Source organism: Salinimicrobium oceani, assembly GCF_012037645.1.
Genome location: NZ_JAAVJR010000001.1, coordinates 1 through 22,094 on the forward strand (window position 1 = coordinate 1; position 22,094 = coordinate 22,094).

21 protein-coding genes are annotated in these 22,094 nt (G+C 42.8%); 8 read left to right on the forward strand and 13 right to left on the reverse strand.

The window, feature by feature from the left end; genetic code table 11:
- Positions 1-485 precede the first annotated feature (485 nt).
- On the reverse strand, positions 486-2,426 hold the full coding sequence (gene dnaK, locus HC175_RS00005; protein ID WP_168136472.1) for a molecular chaperone DnaK: 1,941 nt from the start codon (positions 2,424-2,426) through the stop codon (positions 486-488).
- A gap of 196 nt (positions 2,427-2,622) precedes the next feature.
- Here dnaK and HC175_RS00010 point away from each other — a divergent pair, with 196 nt between their 5' ends.
- Entirely contained in the window at positions 2,623-4,047 is a 1,425-nt protein-coding gene (locus HC175_RS00010) for an L-serine ammonia-lyase (protein ID WP_168136473.1), read from the forward strand.
- Between the two features lie 443 nt (positions 4,048-4,490).
- On the opposite strand, the gene HC175_RS00015 is transcribed toward HC175_RS00010, so the two are convergent.
- Together HC175_RS00015 and HC175_RS00020 are read right to left on the reverse strand one after the other, a co-directional pair.
- A complete protein-coding gene (locus HC175_RS00015; protein WP_168136474.1) occupies positions 4,491-4,949 on the reverse strand; it encodes a DinB family protein in 459 nt (152 codons plus the stop codon).
- A 1-nt stretch (position 4,950) separates the two neighbouring features.
- The gene (locus tag HC175_RS00020) at positions 4,951-5,427 is read right to left on the reverse strand and encodes a nuclear transport factor 2 family protein (RefSeq protein ID WP_168136475.1); all 477 of its coding nucleotides are present in this window, start codon (positions 5,425-5,427) and stop codon (positions 4,951-4,953) included.
- Positions 5,428-5,484: 57 nt separating this feature from the next.
- On the opposite strand from HC175_RS00020, the gene panB reads away from it, so the two are divergent.
- The 7 genes from panB (at position 5,485) to HC175_RS00055 (ending at position 10,947) form a co-directional block, all read left to right on the forward strand.
- The gene (panB, locus tag HC175_RS00025; RefSeq protein WP_168136476.1) at positions 5,485-6,303 is read left to right on the forward strand and encodes a 3-methyl-2-oxobutanoate hydroxymethyltransferase; all 819 of its coding nucleotides are present in this window, start codon (positions 5,485-5,487) and stop codon (positions 6,301-6,303) included.
- 39 nt (positions 6,304-6,342) lie between these two features.
- Positions 6,343-6,774 carry a hypothetical protein gene (locus HC175_RS00030; RefSeq protein WP_168136477.1) on the forward strand — a complete coding sequence of 144 codons (432 nt, stop codon included), beginning with the start codon at positions 6,343-6,345 and terminating at the stop codon, positions 6,772-6,774.
- A 26-nt stretch (positions 6,775-6,800) separates the two neighbouring features.
- The gene (locus tag HC175_RS00035) at positions 6,801-7,190 is read left to right on the forward strand and encodes a hypothetical protein (protein ID WP_168136478.1); all 390 of its coding nucleotides are present in this window, start codon (positions 6,801-6,803) and stop codon (positions 7,188-7,190) included.
- A gap of 3 nt (positions 7,191-7,193) precedes the next feature.
- The gene (locus HC175_RS00040; RefSeq protein WP_168136479.1) at positions 7,194-7,610 is read left to right on the forward strand and encodes a hypothetical protein; all 417 of its coding nucleotides are present in this window, start codon (positions 7,194-7,196) and stop codon (positions 7,608-7,610) included.
- An 11-nt stretch (positions 7,611-7,621) separates the two neighbouring features.
- On the forward strand, positions 7,622-8,320 hold the full coding sequence (locus tag HC175_RS00045) for an RluA family pseudouridine synthase (protein WP_168136480.1): 699 nt from the start codon (positions 7,622-7,624) through the stop codon (positions 8,318-8,320).
- Positions 8,321-8,336: 16 nt separating this feature from the next.
- Positions 8,337-9,059, forward strand: a complete 723-nt coding sequence (locus HC175_RS00050; RefSeq protein WP_168136481.1) for an energy transducer TonB — start codon at positions 8,337-8,339, stop codon at positions 9,057-9,059.
- Between the two features lie 475 nt (positions 9,060-9,534).
- Positions 9,535-10,947: an FAD-binding oxidoreductase gene (locus tag HC175_RS00055; RefSeq protein WP_168136482.1), complete on the forward strand. Its 1,413-nt coding sequence runs from the start codon at positions 9,535-9,537 to the stop codon at positions 10,945-10,947.
- Between the two features lie 62 nt (positions 10,948-11,009).
- Here HC175_RS00055 and HC175_RS00060 read toward each other — a convergent pair whose 3' ends face one another.
- The 10 genes from HC175_RS00060 to pfkA all read right to left on the reverse strand — a co-directional run bounded on the left by HC175_RS00060 (position 11,010) and on the right by pfkA (position 22,066).
- Positions 11,010-12,533 carry a bifunctional GNAT family N-acetyltransferase/carbon-nitrogen hydrolase family protein gene (locus tag HC175_RS00060; protein ID WP_168136483.1) on the reverse strand — a complete coding sequence of 508 codons (1,524 nt, stop codon included), beginning with the start codon at positions 12,531-12,533 and terminating at the stop codon, positions 11,010-11,012.
- Between the two features lie 178 nt (positions 12,534-12,711).
- The gene (locus HC175_RS00065) at positions 12,712-13,584 is read right to left on the reverse strand and encodes a 5-oxoprolinase subunit C family protein (protein WP_235942484.1); all 873 of its coding nucleotides are present in this window, start codon (positions 13,582-13,584) and stop codon (positions 12,712-12,714) included.
- On the reverse strand, positions 13,562-14,293 hold the full coding sequence (pxpB, locus tag HC175_RS00070; RefSeq protein WP_168136484.1) for a 5-oxoprolinase subunit PxpB: 732 nt from the start codon (positions 14,291-14,293) through the stop codon (positions 13,562-13,564). Before pxpB ends, HC175_RS00065 begins: the two co-directional genes overlap by 23 nt.
- On the reverse strand, positions 14,293-15,030 hold the full coding sequence (gene pxpA, locus HC175_RS00075; RefSeq protein ID WP_168136485.1) for a 5-oxoprolinase subunit PxpA: 738 nt from the start codon (positions 15,028-15,030) through the stop codon (positions 14,293-14,295). Before pxpA ends, pxpB begins: the two co-directional genes overlap by 1 nt.
- 3 nt (positions 15,031-15,033) lie before the next feature.
- Complete coding sequence (locus tag HC175_RS00080) at positions 15,034-16,257, reverse strand: Nramp family divalent metal transporter (RefSeq protein WP_168136486.1); 1,224 nt, start codon at positions 16,255-16,257, stop codon at positions 15,034-15,036.
- Complete coding sequence (locus tag HC175_RS00085) at positions 16,254-17,405, reverse strand: DUF2891 domain-containing protein (RefSeq protein ID WP_168136487.1); 1,152 nt, start codon at positions 17,403-17,405, stop codon at positions 16,254-16,256. Before HC175_RS00085 ends, HC175_RS00080 begins: the two co-directional genes overlap by 4 nt.
- Before the next feature lie 10 nt (positions 17,406-17,415).
- Positions 17,416-18,954, reverse strand: a complete 1,539-nt coding sequence (locus tag HC175_RS00090) for a YifB family Mg chelatase-like AAA ATPase (RefSeq protein WP_168136488.1) — start codon at positions 18,952-18,954, stop codon at positions 17,416-17,418.
- A gap of 197 nt (positions 18,955-19,151) precedes the next feature.
- Entirely contained in the window at positions 19,152-20,009 is an 858-nt protein-coding gene (locus tag HC175_RS00095) for a BadF/BadG/BcrA/BcrD ATPase family protein (protein ID WP_168136489.1), read from the reverse strand.
- A gap of 48 nt (positions 20,010-20,057) precedes the next feature.
- On the reverse strand, positions 20,058-21,059 hold the full coding sequence (gene gap / locus HC175_RS00100; protein ID WP_168136490.1) for a type I glyceraldehyde-3-phosphate dehydrogenase: 1,002 nt from the start codon (positions 21,057-21,059) through the stop codon (positions 20,058-20,060).
- A gap of 20 nt (positions 21,060-21,079) precedes the next feature.
- Positions 21,080-22,066 (reverse strand): 6-phosphofructokinase, encoded by a 987-nt coding sequence (pfkA, locus tag HC175_RS00105; RefSeq protein ID WP_168136491.1) that lies wholly within the window; start codon positions 22,064-22,066, stop codon positions 21,080-21,082.
- Between the last annotated feature and the right edge of the window lie 28 nt (positions 22,067-22,094).

The window sequence follows — 22,094 nt, forward strand, 5'->3', positions numbered from 1 at the left end:
TCCACTTTCATAGTCGGCAACGATCTGCCTCTTAAACTCATCAGAATACCGACGATGCTTCTTTAGTAATTTGAAATTAGATCTCATATAAGTTGATTTAGTGGTCAACCTATATCAGGGACGTACACAGATTCAAGAGTCAAGAGACAAGAATCAAGACTGTTTTAAAGAGAGGTCAGCCTGAATTAATTTCACAATCTCACGCGGATTCTCAAATGCTGTTGGCGCGGATTTGCAATCCGTGCCGAGTCTCCCTTCCCCACCCCGGCCTTCGGCCACCCCTCCGCCGGAGGGGACTGCTCAAAAGAAATTATTATTACAATAAGAAGAAGCGTCATCCTGAACTTGTTTCAGGATCTACGAGAAGCTGAAACAAGTCAGCTTGACGTAAAGAAAAACCCAGTAACAAAAAAAGCGCTGCCAATCGGCAGCGCTCTATATTCTCTCAAAGTTCCTCCCCTTGTTAAGGGAAGGCCGGGAGGGGTTTATTTCACTTCTTCAAAGTCAACGTCTTCTACATCGTCACCTTGCTTAGAGTCACCTCCGGCTTGCCCGCCTGCAGGTCCTCCCTCGGCTCCGGCTCCAGATCCACCCTGTGGCCCTCCGGCAGCTCCGCCTTGCTCGGCTTGTGCTTTGTACATTTCTTCTGAAGCTACTTTCCATGCCTCATTGATCTTGTCTAAAGCAGGTTGAATAGTTTCTACTTCTTTAGTTTCATAAGCTTTCTTCAATTCTTCCAAAGCATCTTCGATTGGCTTCTTCTTATCATCAGAAAGTTTATCACCAAATTCTTTCAGCTGCTTTTCAGTCTGGAAGATCATAGCATCAGCTTCATTCAGCTTATCTACTTTTTCTTTGGCTTTCTTATCAGTTTCAGCATTCGCTTCAGCTTCCTGCTTCATCTTTTGGATTTCTTCTTCAGTAAGACCTGAAGAGGCTTCGATACGAATATCCTGAGATTTACCTGTAGCTTTATCTGTCGCGCTTACTTTGATGATACCGTTGGCATCGATGTCAAAAGTTACTTCAATTTGAGGTGTTCCTCTTGGCGCTGGTGGAATTCCATCAAGGTGGAATCTACCAATGGTCTTGTTATCGGCTGCCATTGGACGCTCTCCCTGTAACACGTGGATCTCAACAGAAGGCTGATTATCGGCCGCAGTAGAGAATACCTGTGACTTCTTGGTAGGAATAGTCGTGTTAGACTCGATCAACTTGGTCAACACACCACCCATGGTTTCAATACCAAGAGAAAGCGGAGTAACATCAAGAAGCAATACGTCTTTTACGTCTCCTGTAAGTACACCACCCTGGATCGCAGCACCAATCGCCACAACTTCATCAGGATTCACACCTTTAGATGGTTTCTTTCCGAAGAACTTCTCAACTTCTTCCTGGATCTTAGGAATACGTGTTGATCCACCAACAAGGATTACCTCGTCAATATCACTTTTTGAAAGTCCGGCATCGCTAAGTGCTTTCTGTACAGGATCCATAGAACGCTTCACCAAAGTATCGGCAAGTTGCTCGAACTTAGATCTTGTAAGTGTCTCTACAAGGTGCTTAGGTCCACTAGCAGTAGCAGTTACATATGGCAGGTTAATTTCTGTCTGAGAAGAAGAGGAAAGCTCGATTTTAGCTTTTTCAGCAGCTTCCTTCAAACGCTGAAGTGCCATCGGGTCTTTTCTAAGGTCAATGTCTTCCGCTTTTTGGAAAGTATCTGCAAGCCAGTCGATGATCACTTCATCAAAGTCATCTCCACCAAGGTGAGTATCACCATTTGTAGAAAGCACCTCAAATACTCCGTCTCCTAATTCAAGGATAGAGATATCAAATGTACCACCACCAAGGTCATAAACAGCAATCTTCTGATCCTGAGATTTTTTATCAAGTCCGTAAGCCAGTGCAGCTGCAGTCGGCTCGTTAATGATCCTTCTCACTTTAAGACCTGCAATCTCCCCGGCTTCTTTTGTAGCCTGACGCTGAGAGTCATTAAAGTATGCAGGTACGGTAATAACGGCTTCAGTTACATCCTGTCCAAGATAATCCTCGGCAGTTTTCTTCATTTTCTGAAGTACCATTGCAGAAAGTTCCTGCGGAGTATATTTACGGCCATCGATCTCCACACGCGGAGTATCGTTATCACCTTTTACTACTTTATAAGGAACCCTTCCGGCTTCTTTAGAAACTTCGGAATATTTGTTTCCCATGAACCTCTTAATAGAGGAAATGGTTTTTTGCGGGTTGGTTACAGCCTGACGCTTTGCAGGATCCCCTACTTTTATTTCGCCTCCTTCTACAAAAGCAATCACAGAAGGAGTAGTTCTTTTTCCTTCGGCATTAGGTATCACCGTTGGCTCGTTACCTTCCATTACGGCAACACAGGAGTTGGTAGTACCTAAGTCGATTCCAATTATTTTACTCATAATTCTATAGGTTGTTATTTATTATTTCTGATTTTTTTTGAACAACCTCTTAAAGTCAATCATTATGCCAGCAGAAATTATATGACAGGATGTCATTTTTGACACCTAATTGCCGTCATTTTCTACAATTTTTGGCAAGGATTTTTATTCTGAAATTGCTGAAGGGATTATTACCTTTGCCCGATAAAGATTAAGAATGGAGAGTATCAGCGTTTTTGACATGCTTAAAATAGGAGTTGGTCCTTCCAGCTCCCACACCCTTGGTCCATGGCGGGCTGCCGAAAGATGGATTGCAGAACTTAAAGAAGCCGGAAGGTTTGATCAGGTCGAAAAAGTGACCATCAACCTGTATGGTTCCCTTTCCCTTACCGGAAAAGGACACGCCACAGATTTGGCGTCGGTGCTTGGGCTTTTGGGCTATGATCCTGTTACTGTACCTGTTGAAAATATCGATCCCGAAATAAATAATATAAAGACCTTTAATCGTCTTAATATTAACGGCGAGCGCAGTATTGACTTCAACCTCGAAAACGATATCGTTTTTAATAAGAAGTTCCTGCCATTCCATCCAAATGGGATGAAGTTTACCGCGCTCCTTTCCTCCGGAAAAACCACCTCATCCACCTTCTACTCCATCGGCGGCGGATTCGTGGTAAAGGAAGAGAGAAAGAATGCAAAAAAACAGCTGAAGAAGTTCAAGGAATTCCCTTTTCCAATCGTAAAAGGAACAGACCTGGCTGCATTTTGTAAGCGAGAGAATAAGAAGATCTCCGAAATAGTTTACGAGAACGAAAAATCTCTTCGTACTGAAGAAGAGATCGACGCCGGACTCAAAGCTGTGTGGGACGTAATGCTGGAGTCCATGTACCTGGGTTGCCATACAGAAGGCACCCTGCCGGGCGGACTGAACGTGCGACGCCGTGCTCCCGATTCTCATAAGAAGCTTATCGGAGATTCAAAGTATGACAACAAGGAAGAATGGATAGAAGCCATTCGTAATACTGAAGTAAAATTCCGCTCCATCCTGAAGTGGGTGAGCTGTTTTGCTTTAGGTGTAAATGAAGTGAACGCTTCTTTAGGAAGAGTGGTAACAGCCCCCACCAATGGTAGCGCCGGAGTTATCCCCGCAGTTCTTATGTACTACCTCACAATAGAAAATCACGATGCAGGATTTGAAAAGATCAAGCAGTTCCTCTTAGTAGCCGGGGAAATTGGAAGCTTATTTAAAAAAGGAGCAACAATTTCAGCTGCAATGGGTGGCTGTCAGGCAGAAATCGGAGTTTCTTCCTCTATGGCCGCCGGAGCCTTGACAGAAGTTATGGGCGGCACACCCGAACAGGTGATGATGGCAGCAGAAATCGCCATGGAACATCACCTCGGCCTCACCTGCGATCCCATCGCCGGACTCGTTCAAATTCCCTGTATCGAAAGAAACTCAATGGGCGCCATAAAAGCCATTAACGCCGCAGAAATGGCCATGGATGCAGATTCCATCCACGCCAAAGTTCCGCTTGACAAAGTGATCGAAACCATGTGGGAAACTGCTAAGGATATGAATTCAAAATACAAGGAAACATCAGAAGGCGGATTGGCGGTAAGGGTGAGTTTGAGTGACTGTTAGGTTAGTATTGAGATATTAGATATTAGATATTAGATATTAGATCTGAGTTTTGAGACTCGGACCACCACGCCCTGCGGGCACCCCTCCTTGAAAAAAGGAGGGGAACACTTTGGAGTCGCATGCGACTCCCCCTCACGGGATGCACATTTCATCTTTAAACTAAACTCCTGCCTTAGGCAGGATAAACGCGAAGCGGAAATAAAACTATGCCTCTCCTCTCAAAGAGAGTGAACGCGAAGCGGAAAAAGAATTTGAAACCTCTCTCCTCTCGAAGAGAGTGAACGCGAAGCGGAATTATCAGTCTAAACTCCCTCCTCCCGAGGAGGTTTTCGCGAAGCGAAATGTCTTAAACAGCTCCCCTCCTTTTTTCAAGGAGGGGTGGCAGGCGAGAGCCTGACGGGGTGGTCAGGCACTACACCCGCGAAGCGGAAGTTATCTCGAACCTAATACTCCAACTTCGACAACAACACGATCTGCCCCAAATGATAAGCATCATGCTGAATGGTCCCTTGAATCAAATAATAGTAAGACTGTCCATTACCCGAATATGTTTTTTCAAGATCTTCATCTTGTAAACCATCAAGAAAAGAAAGCCAATCCTGCTGTGTCTCCTCAAGCTCTGCCAGCGTATGTCTCCAGGATACTTCAGAGGTGTCGGGAACTTCACGAATAAAGTTATCTTCCGGAACGGCAATAATGTTTCCAGACATGCGCTTCAGCAGCATACGTCTCCATTCGATTAAATGATTCAGGATCTCCCAGATCGAATTTCGGTCCCTGGCAATTCTTTGAGCAGCCTTTTCAGCAGAAATTCCTTGCAGCGTCTGCTTCAGGGTGACATCCAGCCAGGGATCGCCATTGTAAAGATTTGAGAATTCATTTCTTAGTCTCTTTATTTCCATATTAATTGACCCTTTTTTCATCACAACCCTCTCTCCTCCTGGTGTCTATAAGATAAATGATCTTCCATTCATCTTTTTGCTTCAGAAGCTGGAAGTTATTCACCCCGCAATGGCTAAAGCTGTCATTGAGATAAAAAGAATAAGGAGTCCAGGCATTGGCCATGTCTCCGTCTATTTTGATCACATAATCATGCAGCACCTCCTTAAATGTCTTCTCAGGTGGGATAGAAACTATTCCCTTCAGCACTTTTGCCAGTTCTTCGTGGACCAGCCTGGTATCACCTTCCTTAGTTCTAGCTATGGTCTGCACCACAGGATCTTCATGAAAAACAGATTTCATGATAATAGAATCTCTGGCGTGGAACCCATCAAAAAAGGTATTTACAGCTTTCTTTATTTTATCTTCTTCAGAAGTATCCTGCGCAAATGCAAGGCTGCCAAAAATTAGAAAAATGGCGCAGGTTATAAGTCTTTTCATCTGATTATGGTTTTGCAGGTAATTTAGTACTTTTACCTGAATTTTAATTCCACCCCTATGTCGGTCGCTAAAAAACAATACAAACGAATTACTACAAAGTCGCTGGTAGAAATGAAAGCTTTGGGGGAAAAGATCTCCATGCTAACTGCTTATGATTTTTCAATGGCTAAGATCATAGATGGGGCTGGTATTGATGTGATCCTTGTAGGGGATTCGGCCAGTAATGTAATGGCAGGACACGAAACCACGTTACCAATCACACTTGATCAAATGATCTATCATGCAGCAAGTGTAGTTCGCGCTGTAGATCGTGCGCTTGTCGTGGTTGACCTTCCCTTCGGAAGTTATCAAAGTGATCCTAAGGAAGCTTTGCGTTCTGCGATCAGGATCATGAAAGAAAGCGGCGGACATGCAGTAAAGCTCGAAGGCGGAAAGGAAATAAAAGACTCGGTAAAGCGAATTCTGAATGCCGGAATTCCGGTTATGGGTCACCTCGGATTAACTCCGCAGTCCATCTATAAATTCGGAACCTATACCGTTCGTGCCAAGGAAGACGCAGAAGCAGAAAAGCTGAAGGCTGATGCCCTTATGCTTGAAAAAGCCGGATGTTTTGCTTTGGTGCTGGAAAAAGTACCCGCCAAACTGGCAAAAGAAGTGGCAGAAAGCCTTACCATACCAGTGATTGGTATTGGCGCCGGAAACGGAGTTGACGGACAGGTACTCGTTGTTCACGACATGATCGGGATGACCCATGAGTTTAATCCGAGGTTTTTGAGAAGATATCTGGATCTTTATTCTGAAATGACCAAGGCTTTTGAGCAGTACCGGGATGATGTGAAGAGCAGGGATTTCCCTTCAGATGAAGAACAATATTAGAAGGTAGATTTTAGAAGAAGAAGGATAAAGTTGACTTTTATGAAGATAAGGTATTCAAAAAGCAGAATTTTCTTAAATGGGGCTTTGGGAGCGACATTTGCCATTTTTGGAGCCTTAAAAGTCTTCGAAGGAACAGCAGATTATTTTCATTACGTTCAACTATTATTAGGCGTATTGATGGTTTTTAGTTTCTTTTTTGAGCGCAAATTTGGTTATCTGACTATTGAAGATGGAATTCTTACGAAATATTCGCTGAGAAAAAAATCAATTTCCCTTACCAGTATCCATCAAATTCAATCCCTGCCAGGGAGAATTAAATTGGTGACGGCCGGAACAAACCTCAGTATCAATACCTCGGTCATTGATAAAGAGTCAATAAATGATCTATACCCGATTTTAGGCTCACTTGAACTCAAATCTCATAACAATCCATTTTCAGGATGGTCAAGGACAAGAACTGCTAAAGAATGATAATAAGGTACACGAGGAGGCATTTGATGGCAGATTTTATCGTTGGCTCGTTATATCTGCTCGCAGGAATAACAGGAATTATTTTTGGTTCTGGTCTATTCATTAAATATGGATTTGTCGCTGTTGGTCTCTGGTATTTGGGATCAGCCTTTTATAAACTGAAGTTTCAGTATATAAGTATAGAAGGTCATAGCCTTACTTGTTTTGTACCTGGAAGAAAAAAGAAGATTGATCTAAGGGAGGTCACTCGAATTAAAAAATTTACTGACGAAATCACCTTTTTGACACCTCATACTGAGCTGACTGTCAGCACGAAATTGATCAACAAAAAAGACTTTCCTGCATTTAAAGGATTTCTATGTTCATTAGATCTCGAATACGAAAAAAATCCTTTTACTCATGGTGTCCAAATTTAAAAGATGACGATCAGGTATTCAAAAAAGGCATTTCGGAGAGATCTCATACTTGGATCTGTATTTTTGATCTTCGGGATCTTCTTTATTGCGGAAGAACCAGATAATGTGATCCGTTATGGTTTCCTCGTGGTAAGTTTGCTGCACCTTATTTCGGGACTTTATCAGTTGAAAATGCCTTACCTGAAGCTCGAAAATGGGAAAATTACAAAAGGCGGATTAATATCGAAATCAATTCCTCTTTCGGAAGTGGTAAGGATCAGAAAATTTGCAGGAGATTATACACTTTATACTTCTGATAAAAAACTGAAGATCAATTCAGAATTAGTAAACAAAACCGAATTGAACAGGCTTGACGAGCTAATGCGATCTATAGATGTTCCTTTAGATGAAACTCCTCCCAAAGACTATAAACACAGTTAAATTTCCCTTTTTTGACAGATAAAATAATTTCTACACCGCAAAACCTGCAAGTCCTTTACGAGGACAATCACTTGATCGTCGTGAACAAACGTCCCGGTGATATTGTGCAAGGCGATAAAACGGGAGACGTGCCACTAAGTAAGGTGGTAAAGGAGTATATAAAGATCAAATACGGTAAACCGGGAAACGTTTATCTGGGAGTGGTTCACCGCCTGGATCGCCCCACCAGCGGAATAGTACTATTTGCTAAGACTTCAAAAGCATTACCCCGACTCAACAAGCTGTTCAAGGAAAAGGACGCGAAGAAAACCTACTGGGCAATAGTAAAAAATGCACCGCCACAGCAGCAGGACACGCTTGTGCATTACATGAAACGGATTCCAAAACAAAACAAATCTTACGCCCACAACAAAGAAGTACCAGATTCCAAAAAAGCCATTTTAGAGTATCGTGTAATTAAGTCCTTAAATAATTACTTCCTCCTGGAAATAGATCTTCAAACGGGAAGACATCACCAAATAAGAAGTCAGCTGTCGGCAATTGGCTGCCCAATTAAAGGAGATCTAAAATACGGCTTCGACCGCAGCAATAAAGACGGCAGCATCCACCTCCATGCTAGAAAGCTCATTTTTGAGCATCCGGTGAAAAAGGAGAACATCAGAATAACTGCAGAACTACCCCGGGATCCTTTATGGGACGCTAGTTTATAATTAAATTAATTTGATCATGAAATTCATTTTTACCTTTGGTCTCCTTTTGTGTTATTCAATTATCAATGCTCAGGACACACTTTTTCTGAATAAGGACTATAAAAAAGTTTCTCGCGACAATGCATTTTATATTGAAACTAATCAGCGAAATCCTTCGGCAGAAAATGAAATAATTCGGCGTACCTATTGGATCAACGGGCAGATTAAATCTGAAAGATCTTTTGTAGAAAAGGATAAAGATTTGATTCGCAATGGTATCAGCAAATATTGGTACGACAACGGACAGCTTTTTTATCAGGAGACCTACAGGAAAGGCGAACGCCATGGGGAATTGATTGGATATTGGGAGGATGGCAGCAAACGGCGACATGATATCTTCAGTAAAGGCAAACTTAAATCAGGTAAGGTTTGGGATAGGAATGGAGACGAAAGAGAGCACTTTCCAATTATGGAAAAAGCCAGTTTCCCGGGAGGAGAAAAAGCATTGGCAGCTTATCTTAAGCATAGTCTTCCGGTGCCGGAAACTCAGGCTAAAAACACATTGGTCAAAGTAGTAGTGAAGTTCGTGATCAACAAGGAAGGTTACGTAGGCAAAATTGATATAATTGAAGGTGCACCTCACTGGTACAATACCGTGACTGTAAATGCTTTGAGCAAGATGCCAAAGTGGAATCCGGCAAAACAGTTTGGAGAACCTGTGAACGTTAGTTACACGTTGCCAGTCATTTTCCGAAAGTAACGCCTTCGGAAGAGTCTCCCGATGCTCCGTAAATTATTATCTGAAGTTCATAATAAAAACTCTGAAGAATGTGGCCCCCGCAAAAGTTTCCAGCGCCTGGCTGAGTTTTCCTTCTTCAGATTATATTTTTTCGCAGAAGTTCGGTATCACGCTTGTGCTTGCGCTCTAGAATCACCCTTTCCAGCTCAGTGTTTCATCGGCACTTGGCTATACAATCAAAACTTGTAATACTTGATAGGAAGCCCTAAGAGGGGCATGAAAAAAAGTTTACAGCTCCTTTTTCACATCAAAACATTATTTGTTGTACCTTTTTATCTCCTTTTATTAAGGAATTTTTACCGCCAGCTATCGAATTGATTTTCGACGAAAGATCCACCTACTGCAGGATCGTTAAAATTACACTTCCCCTTTAATTCTTGAAACTCCCCTTTCCAAGAGATGCATTGAATATTTGAATCTTTTTAAAATGTAAATTATGGAAAACGAAGCTGAAATGAGATCCTTTCGCGAAGGTTTGAGAGGTGAAATTCTGGAACCCCACGATCCAGATTATGAAGAAACACGAAAAGTGTACAATGGGATGATCGATAAAAAGCCAAAGATGATCGTGAAATGTACAGACGTTGCAGATGTAAAACTGGCAGTAAATTTTGCCAGAGATCAAAAAATGACGCTGTCCATTCGGGGAGGAGGTCATAATGCAGGAGGTCTGGGGATATGTGACGATGGTCTTGTGATTGACCTTTCTCAAATGAGATTTACCCGTGTTGATCCTCAAATGAAAACAATAACGGTTGGTGGAGGCACTACCTGGGGGGAGGTTGATCATGCCAGTAAGGCCTTTGGAATGGTCACTCCAAGTGGAATTATCTCCACTACCGGAGTTGGCGGATTAACAACTGGTGGTGGCTTAGGTCATCTTTCAAGAAAATTTGGGTTGAGTATAGATAATCTATTGTCGGTAGATATGGTGCTGGCAGACGGTAGTTTCGTCACTGCCAATGAAAGTGAGAACAGGGATCTTTTCTGGGCCGTACGAGGAGGTGGTGGAAATTTTGGAGTTATCACAGCCTTTACTTTTCATTTACACAAGCTCGATCAGGTCTACGCAGGGCCTATGCTCTACGATCTCAAGGATGCCAGAGAAGTGCTTAAGTGGTACAGGAAATTCATAAAATATGCTCCCGATGACCTTAGCGGGTTTTTCGCTTTTATGACTGTACCGCCTGCGCCACCTTTTCCTGAACATCTCCATATGAAAAAAGTTTGCGGTATCGTGTGGAATTATACCGGGCCTAAAGAAGAGGCCGAGAAAACTTTCCAGGCAGTGAGAGAATTCAAAGCCCCCATCTTAGACCTGGTAGGTTTCATGCCGTACCCAACCTTGCAGTCCATGTTCGACGGTCTTTATCCAAAGGGGCTTCAATGGTTCTGGAAAGCAGATTTTGTAAATGAAATTCCCGATGAAGCTATCGGAAAGCACCTGGAATTCGCAGAACAACTTCCAAGCATGCATTCTACCATGCACCTGTACCCAATTAATGGGCAGGCCTCTCGTGTAAATGCCACAGATACTGCCTGGAACTTTAGAGATGCCACCTGGGCAATGGTCATTGTAGGAGTTGATCCCGATCCTGCTAATAGGGAAAAGATCACTAAATGGGCACAGGATTATTTTACCGCCCTGCATCCATATTCTGCAGGAGGCGCCTATGTGAATTTTATGATGGAAGAAGGAGAAGAAAGGATCAAAGCTACCTACGGAAAGAATTACGACCGGCTGGTACAGATAAAAACAGAATATGATCCCGACAACCTGTTTTGTATCAATCAAAATATTAAACCACGGCGGCGTTCTAAATCTGAAGAATCAGTTCCTGCTGAATAAGAATAAAAAAGCCGGATCAACAGAAGTTCTGCTGATCCGGCTTTTTCAGTCATATCTGATAGCTACTTCTTAAATTTTAGGGAGTAGAGATCCTTTCTACGGTCCTTGAGGTTACGTACACTTCCGAAGTTATGTAATTCCTTTAACAAGTCGAGATCTACATCTACGAGCAGAGTGCTCTCTGTATTTGGGGTAGCTTCTGCTTTGATCCCGTTCACCGGGAAAGAAAAGTCTGACGGGGTGAAAACCGCACTTTGAGCATACTGTATATCCATGTTATTTACCTTAGGTAAATTTCCAACAGATCCTGCAATCGCTACGTAACACTCATTCTCAATGGCCCGACTCATGGCGCACAACCGAACCCTGGAGTAGCCATTTTGAGTATCGGTCATGAAAGGCACAAAAAGAATGTTCATCCCCTGCTCTGCCAACAATCTGCCTAATTCAGGAAACTCTACGTCATAGCAAATAAGAACGCCAATTTTTCCGCAGTCGGTTTCAAGAGTTTTGAGCTGGCTTCCGCCTTTCATTCCCCAGGCCGATCCTTCTGCCGGTGTGATGTGCAGCTTCTCGTAACGTTCATAACTTCCGTCGCGACGACATAAATACCCAACGTTGTACATGTGCTCGCCAATGATCTGCGGCATACTACCGGTGATAATATTGATATTATAGGTAATAGCGAAATCTACAAAGGTCTCCAGTAGCCTGTCGGTATAAGAAGCGAGCGAACGAATGGCCTCGGCCTCATTAAGATGGTTATAATCTGCCATCAACGGCGCATTAAACAGCTCCGGAAACAATATAAAATCTGACTGGTAATCACTTACGGCATCAACAAAAAATTCGATTTGAGAGACCAGAGCCTCAAAATCCTTGAACAGGCGCATTTGCCATTGTACGAGGCCCAGGCGCACTACTTTCTTTGGAGTGTCTATCAATTTTTCCGGCTTGGTATAATAGATATTATTCCACTCCATAAGTGTAGCGAACTCCTTGCTCTCGTGATCTCCCGGCAGGTAACCTTTGATCACCTTTTTCACGTGGAAATCATTCGAAAGCTGAAACGAAAGCACGGGATCATGGATCTCCTTCACCTTTACTTTTTCGATATACTGTTTTGGAGTTAGCTCTTCGGCATATTCGGCGTAATTTGGGATGCGACCTCCAAATACAATAGACTTCAGGTTCAGCTGCTCACACAGCTCCTTTCTCGCCTCGTAAAGACGTCTTCCCAGGCGCATTCCTCTGAATTCAGGATGTATAAAGACATCTATACCATAAAGCACATCGCCAGATTTTGTGTGGGTAGAAAAATTCTCGCCTCCTGTGATCTGTTCATAGGTATGATTATCCTCAAATTTTTGATAATCTACAATGATAGAAAGGGCACACCCGGCAATCTTTTCATTGATCACAATACAAAACTGGCCATCGGGAAATTTTTTGATAAGGTTCTTGATCTCCTGCTCACTCCAGTATTCATTCGGCATGGCGTCGTAGCTCTCGATCATTGAGATCTTTAACTCCTTGTAATCCTTTACACTAAGGTTACGTAATTCTATTTTTGCTGAATCTATCACTTACAATTTTTTTACAAAGGTATTCGTTTTCCTGCTGCTTTTAAAATATAACCCATTGAAGGAATTTACGTTAATACATGAATCGTTCCATGATAAATTCCGCAGGAAAGCCTGGGATTCTTTTCTCTGATCATTTCTGACAGCCGTAAGACTTATGAATCTGGGCACCTTGGAAAAATCACTTGAAACCCAGCAGTTTAAATTGGAGCTCTTCTCCCGGAAGTTTTTGAGCCAATGTATTGATCCCCATTTCGCTCAGTTGAAAAATCCGGGGATACCCACCAGTAGTTTGGCCGTCTCTCATTAAAGCTATCAAGGTGCCCGAAGGAGTTAGCTGTACAGTTCCCGGCAGTATCGGCCCGGTAAGAATAGGCTCGAGCGAATTCTCAAGTTTTTCCTGAAACTGAATTCCCATACGGTTGCTCTCCATAGCTGCTGAAAAATGCCATTTTTGAAGCGCTTCTTTTTCTGAAGTTTTTAATAGCTGAAATTCTGGTCCCGGAAATGCTTCTATTATTGCTGAAGTAAGATAGCTATCAGCTTTTACAGCCGAAAAGGAGGAAGCGGAAGAAAGCTCAGCTTCCAAAAATGGCAATTTCATGCCATTTTCTAAACGGCGGAATTCTGTTATTCCCGGAGACCAGCTTCTGCTGCCCATCACTTGTTTGGTTTGGAATCCTCCTTTAATGGCTAAATAAGCCCTGTAGCCGGACTTTCTTTTCCCAAATGACAACACCTGCCCTGCCTCAACATTGTAGAGCCTGTAATTGTCTAATGGTCGTTGGTCCAGTTCCGGAGAGAGGTTTGCTCCTGTGACTGCGATTTGAACGGGAGCTGAAAACTTCATTTTTGGCCCCTGTAGCGTGATCTCCAGCACTGCAGCGTCGGGATGATTCCGGAGTAAAAGATTTGCCATGCCGGCCGCCTGCTGGTCCATGGCGCCACTGGCTGGAACACCAAATTCCCGGAAGCCAAATCTCCCCCGGTCCTGAATGCTGCTGAACAACCCTGCCTGTAAGATCTCTACCTCAGCCATTGTACTTCTCTTCATTAAACCGAAAGAGTCCATTTTCGACCTCGCTACTAATCCTCCTGTGCTCTTCCAGACTCACAGAATAAAACCTGATCCTGTCACCCGGACGAAATTTACATGGAGGATCCATTGCAGGATCAAAAAGCGGAACAGGAGAATTCCCTATAATATTCCACCCGCCCGGACTCTCCTGCGGATAAATTCCTGTCTGTTTTTCACCTATTCCAACTGTCCCTTTTTGAACCTGTGAACGGGGATGTTTTCGACGTGAAAAATGCAGTTCTGGAGGAAGACCCCCGAGGTATAAAAATCCGGGTAAAAATCCTGTAAAATAAACCAGGTAATCGGCAGAAGAATGCAGCTCGACAATTTGCTTTTTTGACAGGTTTTTTGACTCAGCCATCTCAGCCAGATCCAGTGCAAAAACTTCATCATAACACACCGGAATCTGAAACAACCGACTTTCAATTCTAAAGCTTATATTCGCCGTAGAAATACTGTCTCTAAGGTCTGAAACATCACCATAGACATCTTCTATAGCCTCAGGGTAACTTATTAATAATGAATTGTATGTATTCGTTATCTCAATCTTTTCTTTAAATAGGTTTTTCTGAAGATAATTTTTAACTCCGAGCACTTTTTTGAGAGTCTCCGGAGAAATTTCGTGTTCAAATTCAAGCAGGATCGCTCTCTCCCCCAGCCGTTTTATCTTCGGAAAATTATCCATTATGCTTTGTAGATTTCAACATTTCTGGAAGCTAATTCTCGTTGCAAATATTGCAAAATTTCCACCGAATTTGGAGTGTCACTGTGCACGCAAAAAGTGGTGGCAAAAGTGTCAAATTTTTGCCCTTTTTGAGGGGTTATTTTTCCTTCAGAAATCATAGAAAAAAGGTGGTCTAATACCTGCTCTTTTTGGGTGATCACTGCAGCTGTTTCTTTTCGGCTTACCAGGGTCCCATCTGCATTGTAATTCCTATCGGCAAAGGCTTCATATCGCACCTTTAGTTTTCCTTTTGCTAATTCGCTTATGACTGATCCTTCCGCAGCATAAAGTACAAGCTCATCTCCAAATTCCAGAACAGCATCAATAATCGACTGGGCGACTTCAGCATTTATGTATGCATCATTATAAAGAGCGCCATGAGGTTTGACGTGGGTAAGAACAGCACCTTCAGCTTCGGTGATCTGCTTAAGGCTCAAGATCTGCGCCACAAGTGTCCGCCGTAGTTCCTTCGGGTTCATTTGAAGAGAAATTCTTCCGAAGTTATTCTTATCTGGATAAGAAGGATGGGCGCCAATTTCAACAGCATTTGCCATAGCCAGGTCTACTGTATGCTGCATGCTCTCAACTGTACCTGCATGACCGCCACAAGCGATATTGCAGGCCGAAATGAGCGGCATGAGCTGTTTATCGTAGTCGCCTCCTTCCCCAAGATCACAGTTGATATGAATGGTTTTCATAGATTATAAGCTTTGAAGAACTCCAAAAATAGATTTTGCGCCAAGAAAAATAGTCACTCCTATAATGATTATTCCCAGAACGTTGACTCGTAGCGAATTCACAGAACTCCCCATGACCGACTTTCTGTTTACGATCCATAACAGGAACATAGCAATCACCGGCAGCAAGATGCCATTCGCAACCTGCGCGAATTTAATAATTTCAATAGGCTTGAATCCAAGTGAAGAAAAGATCATACCCACAAGAATCACGGCAGCCCATACGGATTTAAACCTTCTTGAAGTTAAGGTTTTTCCCCAGCCCATGCAACCGCTTACTACATATGCTGCAGCCAGAGGGGCAGTAATGGCAGATGAAATTCCCGCTGCAAATAGTCCGAGCGCCAGGAACCAGGTAGCATATTTCCCAAAAAGCGGCTCCAAACCTGCAGCAAGATCGGCCGCTGTGGCCACATTTACCACACCAGAGGCGGCTGCGGTAACTACAATAGCTATAGAAACGATGCCACCCAGGCTAATGCTCCAAAAAAGCTCTTTTTGAGCAGTCTTTAGAAAAGATCTGTTCTTCCATTTTTCACTTACCAGCGATGCATGGAGAAAAAGATTATACGGTACCACAGTTGTGCCTATTAACGCCATTACTGTTAATATACCGGCCGCGCCTTTAGTAGGAATGAACATTCCTTTAAAAAGCGCTCCTAACTCTGGTCTGGTCATGGCTGCGGTAATGAGAAATGATATGCTCATCACCACGACAAGACCAATGAAGATTTTCTCAAGAACCTTGTAATTCCCTATTGCGAGAATTATAAAAGCAATTATTCCAATAATCAGGCTCCAGAGGTTAAGAGAGAGCATGCCAGTATTAAAGGTATAGGAAGGAATTACCGCCGAAATACCAAGTACCGCCCCCGAAATATTTCCCGCCTCATAAGCCGCATTTCCCACTACAATAGCCGAAAAGATAAGACCGATAGAGAGGTGTCGAAAAAGGGGATTTTTGATCTCGGTCCTTATTACATCACTTAGTCCACTTTGTGTAATGATCCCAACGCGTGCGGCCATTTCCTGTAAGATCATACAGGCAATTACAGATAATAATAGCGCCCAAAGAAGAGAAAATCCAAAATCAACTCCCGCCAGGGTACAGACCGTCACCGTCCCTGGGCCAATAAAGGCGGCAGATACTAGTATTCCAGGTCCTAATTCCTTAAACCAGTTCTTCAATCCTTATCACTACTTTCCTGAATGGCATATAATGCGAATGTTCCCAGCCAATGGCCTCCTTCATAGGTATCTCCAACAAGATTGGGAAAGGAATGGGCCACATGTTCATCGGCCAGCGCGCGTAAATGTCCGTATTGCTGTGGATATTGTGCAGACAACCCGTAAAGTACCCAGGCCCTGCTAAAATTGAGTCCGTCCAGGTGAACGAGTTTACCATCTGTACGGTCAGAAACTTCAGCAACTTCGAGTGTAAAATTATTATTCTTTAGCTGCGGCATAAAGTCTTCCATCCACAGGCGGAAAGCATTTTTTGCAAGCACACGCCGCATTAAATCGATTTCAGATAAACATGGAGAAAGAAAATCAAATCCTCCCGGCTCCCATGCTATTGGACAATGATCATCATTAAGATAATAATCGCGTGCTCTTTTATCTATTAAGGATTTTAGTTCTTCTTGGTTGTTGGCAACGGCATAATCACGCGCCAGCACAAGTGCAAAGGCTGTATTGGTATGCTCCCCCACGCGGATTGGATAATTGAGCTTTGGCAGGAATTCTCTGAACTTCTGTACCATAAGATCTGTAAGTGGCTGCAGGTTCTGGCTAAGCTCCGTTCCCAGGGGATCTTCCCACGACTGCAGCTCCTGTGCAAGCTTTAGCACCCACGCCCAGCCATAAGTACGCTCAAAAGAACTCTCCTGTTCATTGCTGAAGTAATTCACTTCGGCTCTGATATTTTCTTCGGAAAGAGAAGCTTTCAGCAATTCACGTATTTCATCGGCTCTTTTTAGTTCCGGAAATTGCTTTAACAGACTCACAAGAGCCCAGTGGCCATGAACGGAAGAATGCCAGTCAAAACAACCGTAAAATGCCGGATGCAGCTCCCTTGGCTCGCCCAGCTCATCGGCTCCCGAAAGGGTCTGGTTCAACTTGTTAGGATATTCCACAGTAATACAATCCAGTGGAAGTTGAGCAAGTTTGTTTGCTTCTTCAAGACTAAGAACCACAGTTTTCGGTTTTTCAAGCATGGCGACGGCTTCATCTACGAGAGTTGAATCCCGGTCCACTCCACCTTCAGAGTTTGTACCGTTGTCTCCCTTGCAACTTACCAGTGCCAGTGCGGCAATACATATGATCGTTCGTTTCATAAATTTATAATTATCCAAGCCAGCCTTCCCTGTCAAGGCTGCGGTATTGAATGGCTTCGCTTATATGAGCACCTTTGATATCTTTTTCTCCTTCAAGATCGGCTATTGTGCGGGAGACCTTTAGTATCCGGTCATAGGCACGAGCCGAAAGATTCAGTCTTTCCATGGCTATTTTTAAAAGGTTCATGGAAGAGGCATCAAGGGCGCAATGTTCTCGTATTTGTTTAACGCTCATCTGGGCGTTGTAATGCACCTTTTCATTTTCGGCAAATCTTTCTGTTTGTTTCTGGCGGGCAGTAGTTACTCTTTTTCTTATCTCCTTGCTGCTTTCTCCTCTTCTGTCTTCACTTAACTTCTCGAAAGGTACAGGAGTAACTTCAATATGAATATCAATCCTGTCTAATAAAGGACCGCTTATTTTGCCCATATACCGCTGCATTTCTGAAGGAGAGGAAGTCATTGGAGAACCGGGATCATTGAAGTAGCCACTGGGGCTTGGGTTCATACTGGCCACCAGCATAAAGCTGGAAGGATATGTAACAGTAAATTTAGCCCTTGAAATGGTCACCTCCCTATCTTCCAGGGGCTGTCGCATAACTTCAAGTACGCTCCTTTTAAATTCCGGAAGTTCATCCAGGAATAACACCCCATTATGGGAAAGCGAGATTTCTCCCGGTTGTGGATACGCCCCTCCTCCTACCAGTGCCACATCGCTTATCGTGTGATGAGGACTGCGAAAAGGTCTGTGTGCCATTAATCCGACATTTTCCTTTACTCTCCCAACCACACTGTGAATTTTTGTAGTTTCAAGGGCTTCGTGCAGGGTCATGGGTGGCAAGATGCTTGGTAATCGCTTTGCCAGCATGGTTTTTCCAGAACCTGGCGGACCAATTAAAATTATATTATGTCCCCCGGCGGCAGCAATTTCCATGCAGCGCTTAATCGATTCCTGACCTTTGACATCGGCGAAATCATGTTCCGGATTTTCCAATTCATGATAAAATTCCTTTCTGGTGTCAATAATGGTCTTTTCCAGAGGTTCGCCTTTATCGAAAAACCTGATAATTTCGTCTATATTCTCAATACCATAAACATCAATACCACTTACAATCGCAGCTTCCTTGACGTTCTGTTTTGGCAGGATAAAACCCTTAAAACCTTCCTCTTTTGCCTTGATAGCTATAGGTAAGGCTCCTTTTATTGGCTGAAGACTACCATCAAGGGAAAGTTCTCCCATAATGATAAAATCTCCAATGTTTGTAGCCTTGATCTGTCCTGATGCCATTAGAATTCCCATGGCAAAAGTAAGATCGTAAGCTGAACCTTCCTTTCTAAGGTCGGCAGGAGCCATATTTATCGTGATCTTTTTTCCCGGAAGACTGCGGCCAACATTTTTAAGGGCGGCAGCTATTCTAAAGCTGCTTTCTTTTACGGCAATATCTGGTAAACCTACTAAATGATATCCAATCCCGGTATCTACGTTTACTTCCACAGTTATGGTTGTGGCTTCTACTCCAAAAACTGCACTTCCGTAAACTTTTACCAGCATTTATGAATCTTTGATCTAAAAATAGTAAAAATTTTGAGGAAAGGTTTTTTGTTGTCGGCTATAATAGAATATTAGAATTTATTTGTAATTAAGGAAGGAAAAGAAGAGCATTCAAAAAAGGCCTTTTTGGAAGGTATTAAAGAACAACGGCTACCAATACTGGCAGCCGCTATTAAAAATTGAAAGGTAAAATCTTATTACTTACCTACTATATGTTTGCGGTAGTAGTCGATTATTCCATCTATAGGACGCTGCACAAAATTACCAGGTTCCAGGCGGTAAGGTTGTAAAGAATCTTTTATAATATCCTGAGAAAAATAAGCTATCGATCCCACAAAGTGGATTGGCACATTTTGAGCTTCTTTGAAACAAAGGACTCTGTGCTCCACAAAGTTTTGAATCCCTTCAGCAATTAACTGGTAGAAATATCCATTTCTCTCATTTTTGAAAATGAATTCTGCGAAGTGAGCGAGATAGGTATTGGGATTTTCCTTTTTGTAGATATTCTCCTTAATAGTATCGGATGTAAGATCATACTCTTTTTCAAACCTGTCGGCAAGCTGCTTTGGCATCTTTTTGTAGTAATAATCTCTAATCAGGCGTTTTCCGAAGTAATTTCCACTAGCTTCATCCATTAAGATGTAACCAAGGGAATCCATTGCTGTCTTGATTTTCTTGCCATCAAAATAGCAACTGTTCGAACCTGTACCGAGTATGCATACAATTCCGGGTTTATCTGTCACAGCATATACGGCTGCAACCATGTCTTCCTGAACTTTTACTTCGCTTGCAGCCGAAAAGAAAGCCGTAAGAATAGATTTAAGTAAGGCGGTTGGCTTTGCAGTACCGCAACCGGCACCGTAAAAATGGACCATATCCACCTTATCCTGAACTTGTTTTAGATCGAGGTTCTCTTCCAGCCTCGCCTGAAGCACCTCCGTTTTAAACACCGCCGGATTCAAGCCTTTAGTGCGCGTTTTCATTATTTGATCTCCTTTTGTGTCTAGTAGTATCCAGTCACATTTTGTGGAGCCACCATCTGCTATTAAAATCATAATAGTAAAGTATAAAAAAGCCCCGCCAGGGCAGGGCCTTTTATTAATTTATTTTAGTGAAGCTACGTAAGCAGACAGGTCAATTAGTTTAGATGAATAACCATATTCATTATCATACCATGCTACCAGTTTAAAGAAGTTATCGTTTAGAGCGATCCCTGCTTCAGCATCAAAATTACATACAAAATCATTAGAAACGAAGTCTTGAGAAACTACCTGCTCCTCAGTATAGGAAAGTACTCCTTTATAAGCTCCTTCAGATGCTTTTTTGAAAGCGGCTTTTACCTCTTCATAGGTAGCTGCCTTCTCTGTTCTTACCGTTAGGTCAACTACAGAAACATCGGCGGTAGGTACTCTGAATGCCATTCCGGTTAATTTTCCGTCTAATTTTGGGATTACTTTTCCTACAGCTTTAGCTGCACCTGTTGAAGAAGGAATGATATTGAGTAAAGCACTTCTTCCTCCTCTCCAGTCTTTCTTGGACGGCCCGTCAACTGTCATTTGAGTTGCTGTTGTTGCATGGATGGTAGTCATTAATCCTTCAACAAGACCAAATTCATCATCTACAATCTTTGCTAATGGAGCAAGACAGTTGGTAGTACATGAAGCATTAGATACAATAGTATCTTCTGGTTTGATCTCTTTATGGTTCACTCCCATTACAAACATTGGAGCATCTTTGGAAGGCGCAGAAATAACAACTTTCTTCGCTCCTGCCGTAAGGTGTTTTGCAGCAGTCTCTTTGGTAGTGAAAATTCCGGTACAATCCAGAACGATCTCTGCTCCTATTTCATCCCACTTAAGGTCTTCAGGATTTCTTTCGGCAGTAATGCGGATTGGTTTTCCATTAACTACCAGGTTACCTTCTTCGATCTCAACAGAACCATTAAATTTTCCGTGAACTGAATCATATTTTAGAAGATAAGCCAGGTGGTCTACATCAAGCAGGTCATTAATTGCCACAATTTCCACATCTTCCCTCTCACTTGCGATCCTAAAGGCAATTCTTCCAATTCGCCCAAATCCGTTTATTCCTATTTTAGTACTCATAACTATTGATTTAATTAAAATTATACGGTTGTTATAGTCAACACCCGTCTTAGTTCTTTATCCATGGGCTTAGAGCCCTGTATTGCAGTGGCAAAATCCACCGATGTTACAATCTTATTGGTAATTCCAACCATTACCCGGTTTTCTCCTCGTAAAATAGCTTCTACCGCGCCTACTCCCAATTTGCTGGCCAAAACCCGGTCATAGCAACTTGGAGCGCCTCCTCTTTGAATATGTCCTAATACTGAAACGCGAATGTCATAACCTTCCAGGTTTTCTCCAATGAATTCGGCTAGTTCAAAAATGTTCTTCCCGCTCTTTTCACCTTCAGCTACTACGATGATACTGGAAGTCTTACCTGTTTTTCGGCTTTTTTCAAGGGAATCCATCATTCGCTCTATTCCCATATCTTCTTCAGGAATAAGGATCTCTTCTGCACCTGCACCAATACCTGCATTGAGCGCAATATCTCCGGCATCACGCCCCATTACCTCTACAAGAAAAAGGCGGTCGTGTGAACTTGCCGTATCACGTATTTTATCTATTGCATCAACAACAGTATTCAGGGCCGTATCATACCCAATGGTATAATCTGTGCCATTGATATCATTATCAATGGTACCGGGAATTCCAACCACGGGAATTCCATGCTCTTTTTCCAGAAAGATCGCTCCCGTAAAAGTACCATCCCCTCCTATGACAATAAGAGCATCTACAGCAGCTTCTTTAAGCTTTAGCGCTGCTTTTGCACGCCCCTCGGGAGTGCGGAATTCTTTTGATCGGGCAGATTTAAGGAAAGTACCTCCTTTATTTATAATGTTCCTCACAGAACGGGCATTCAGGACTTCAAAATCCCCTTCTATAAGCCCTTGATATCCTCTGTAGACACCAAGACATTCGATGTCATAATATGCACAACTTCGGACTACAGCTCGAATTGCTGCATTCATTCCGGGAGCGTCTCCTCCCGAAGTTAGTACTCCGATTCTTTTAATTTTCTCTAACATTAATGTAAAGCTATTCGAATTCCATAAG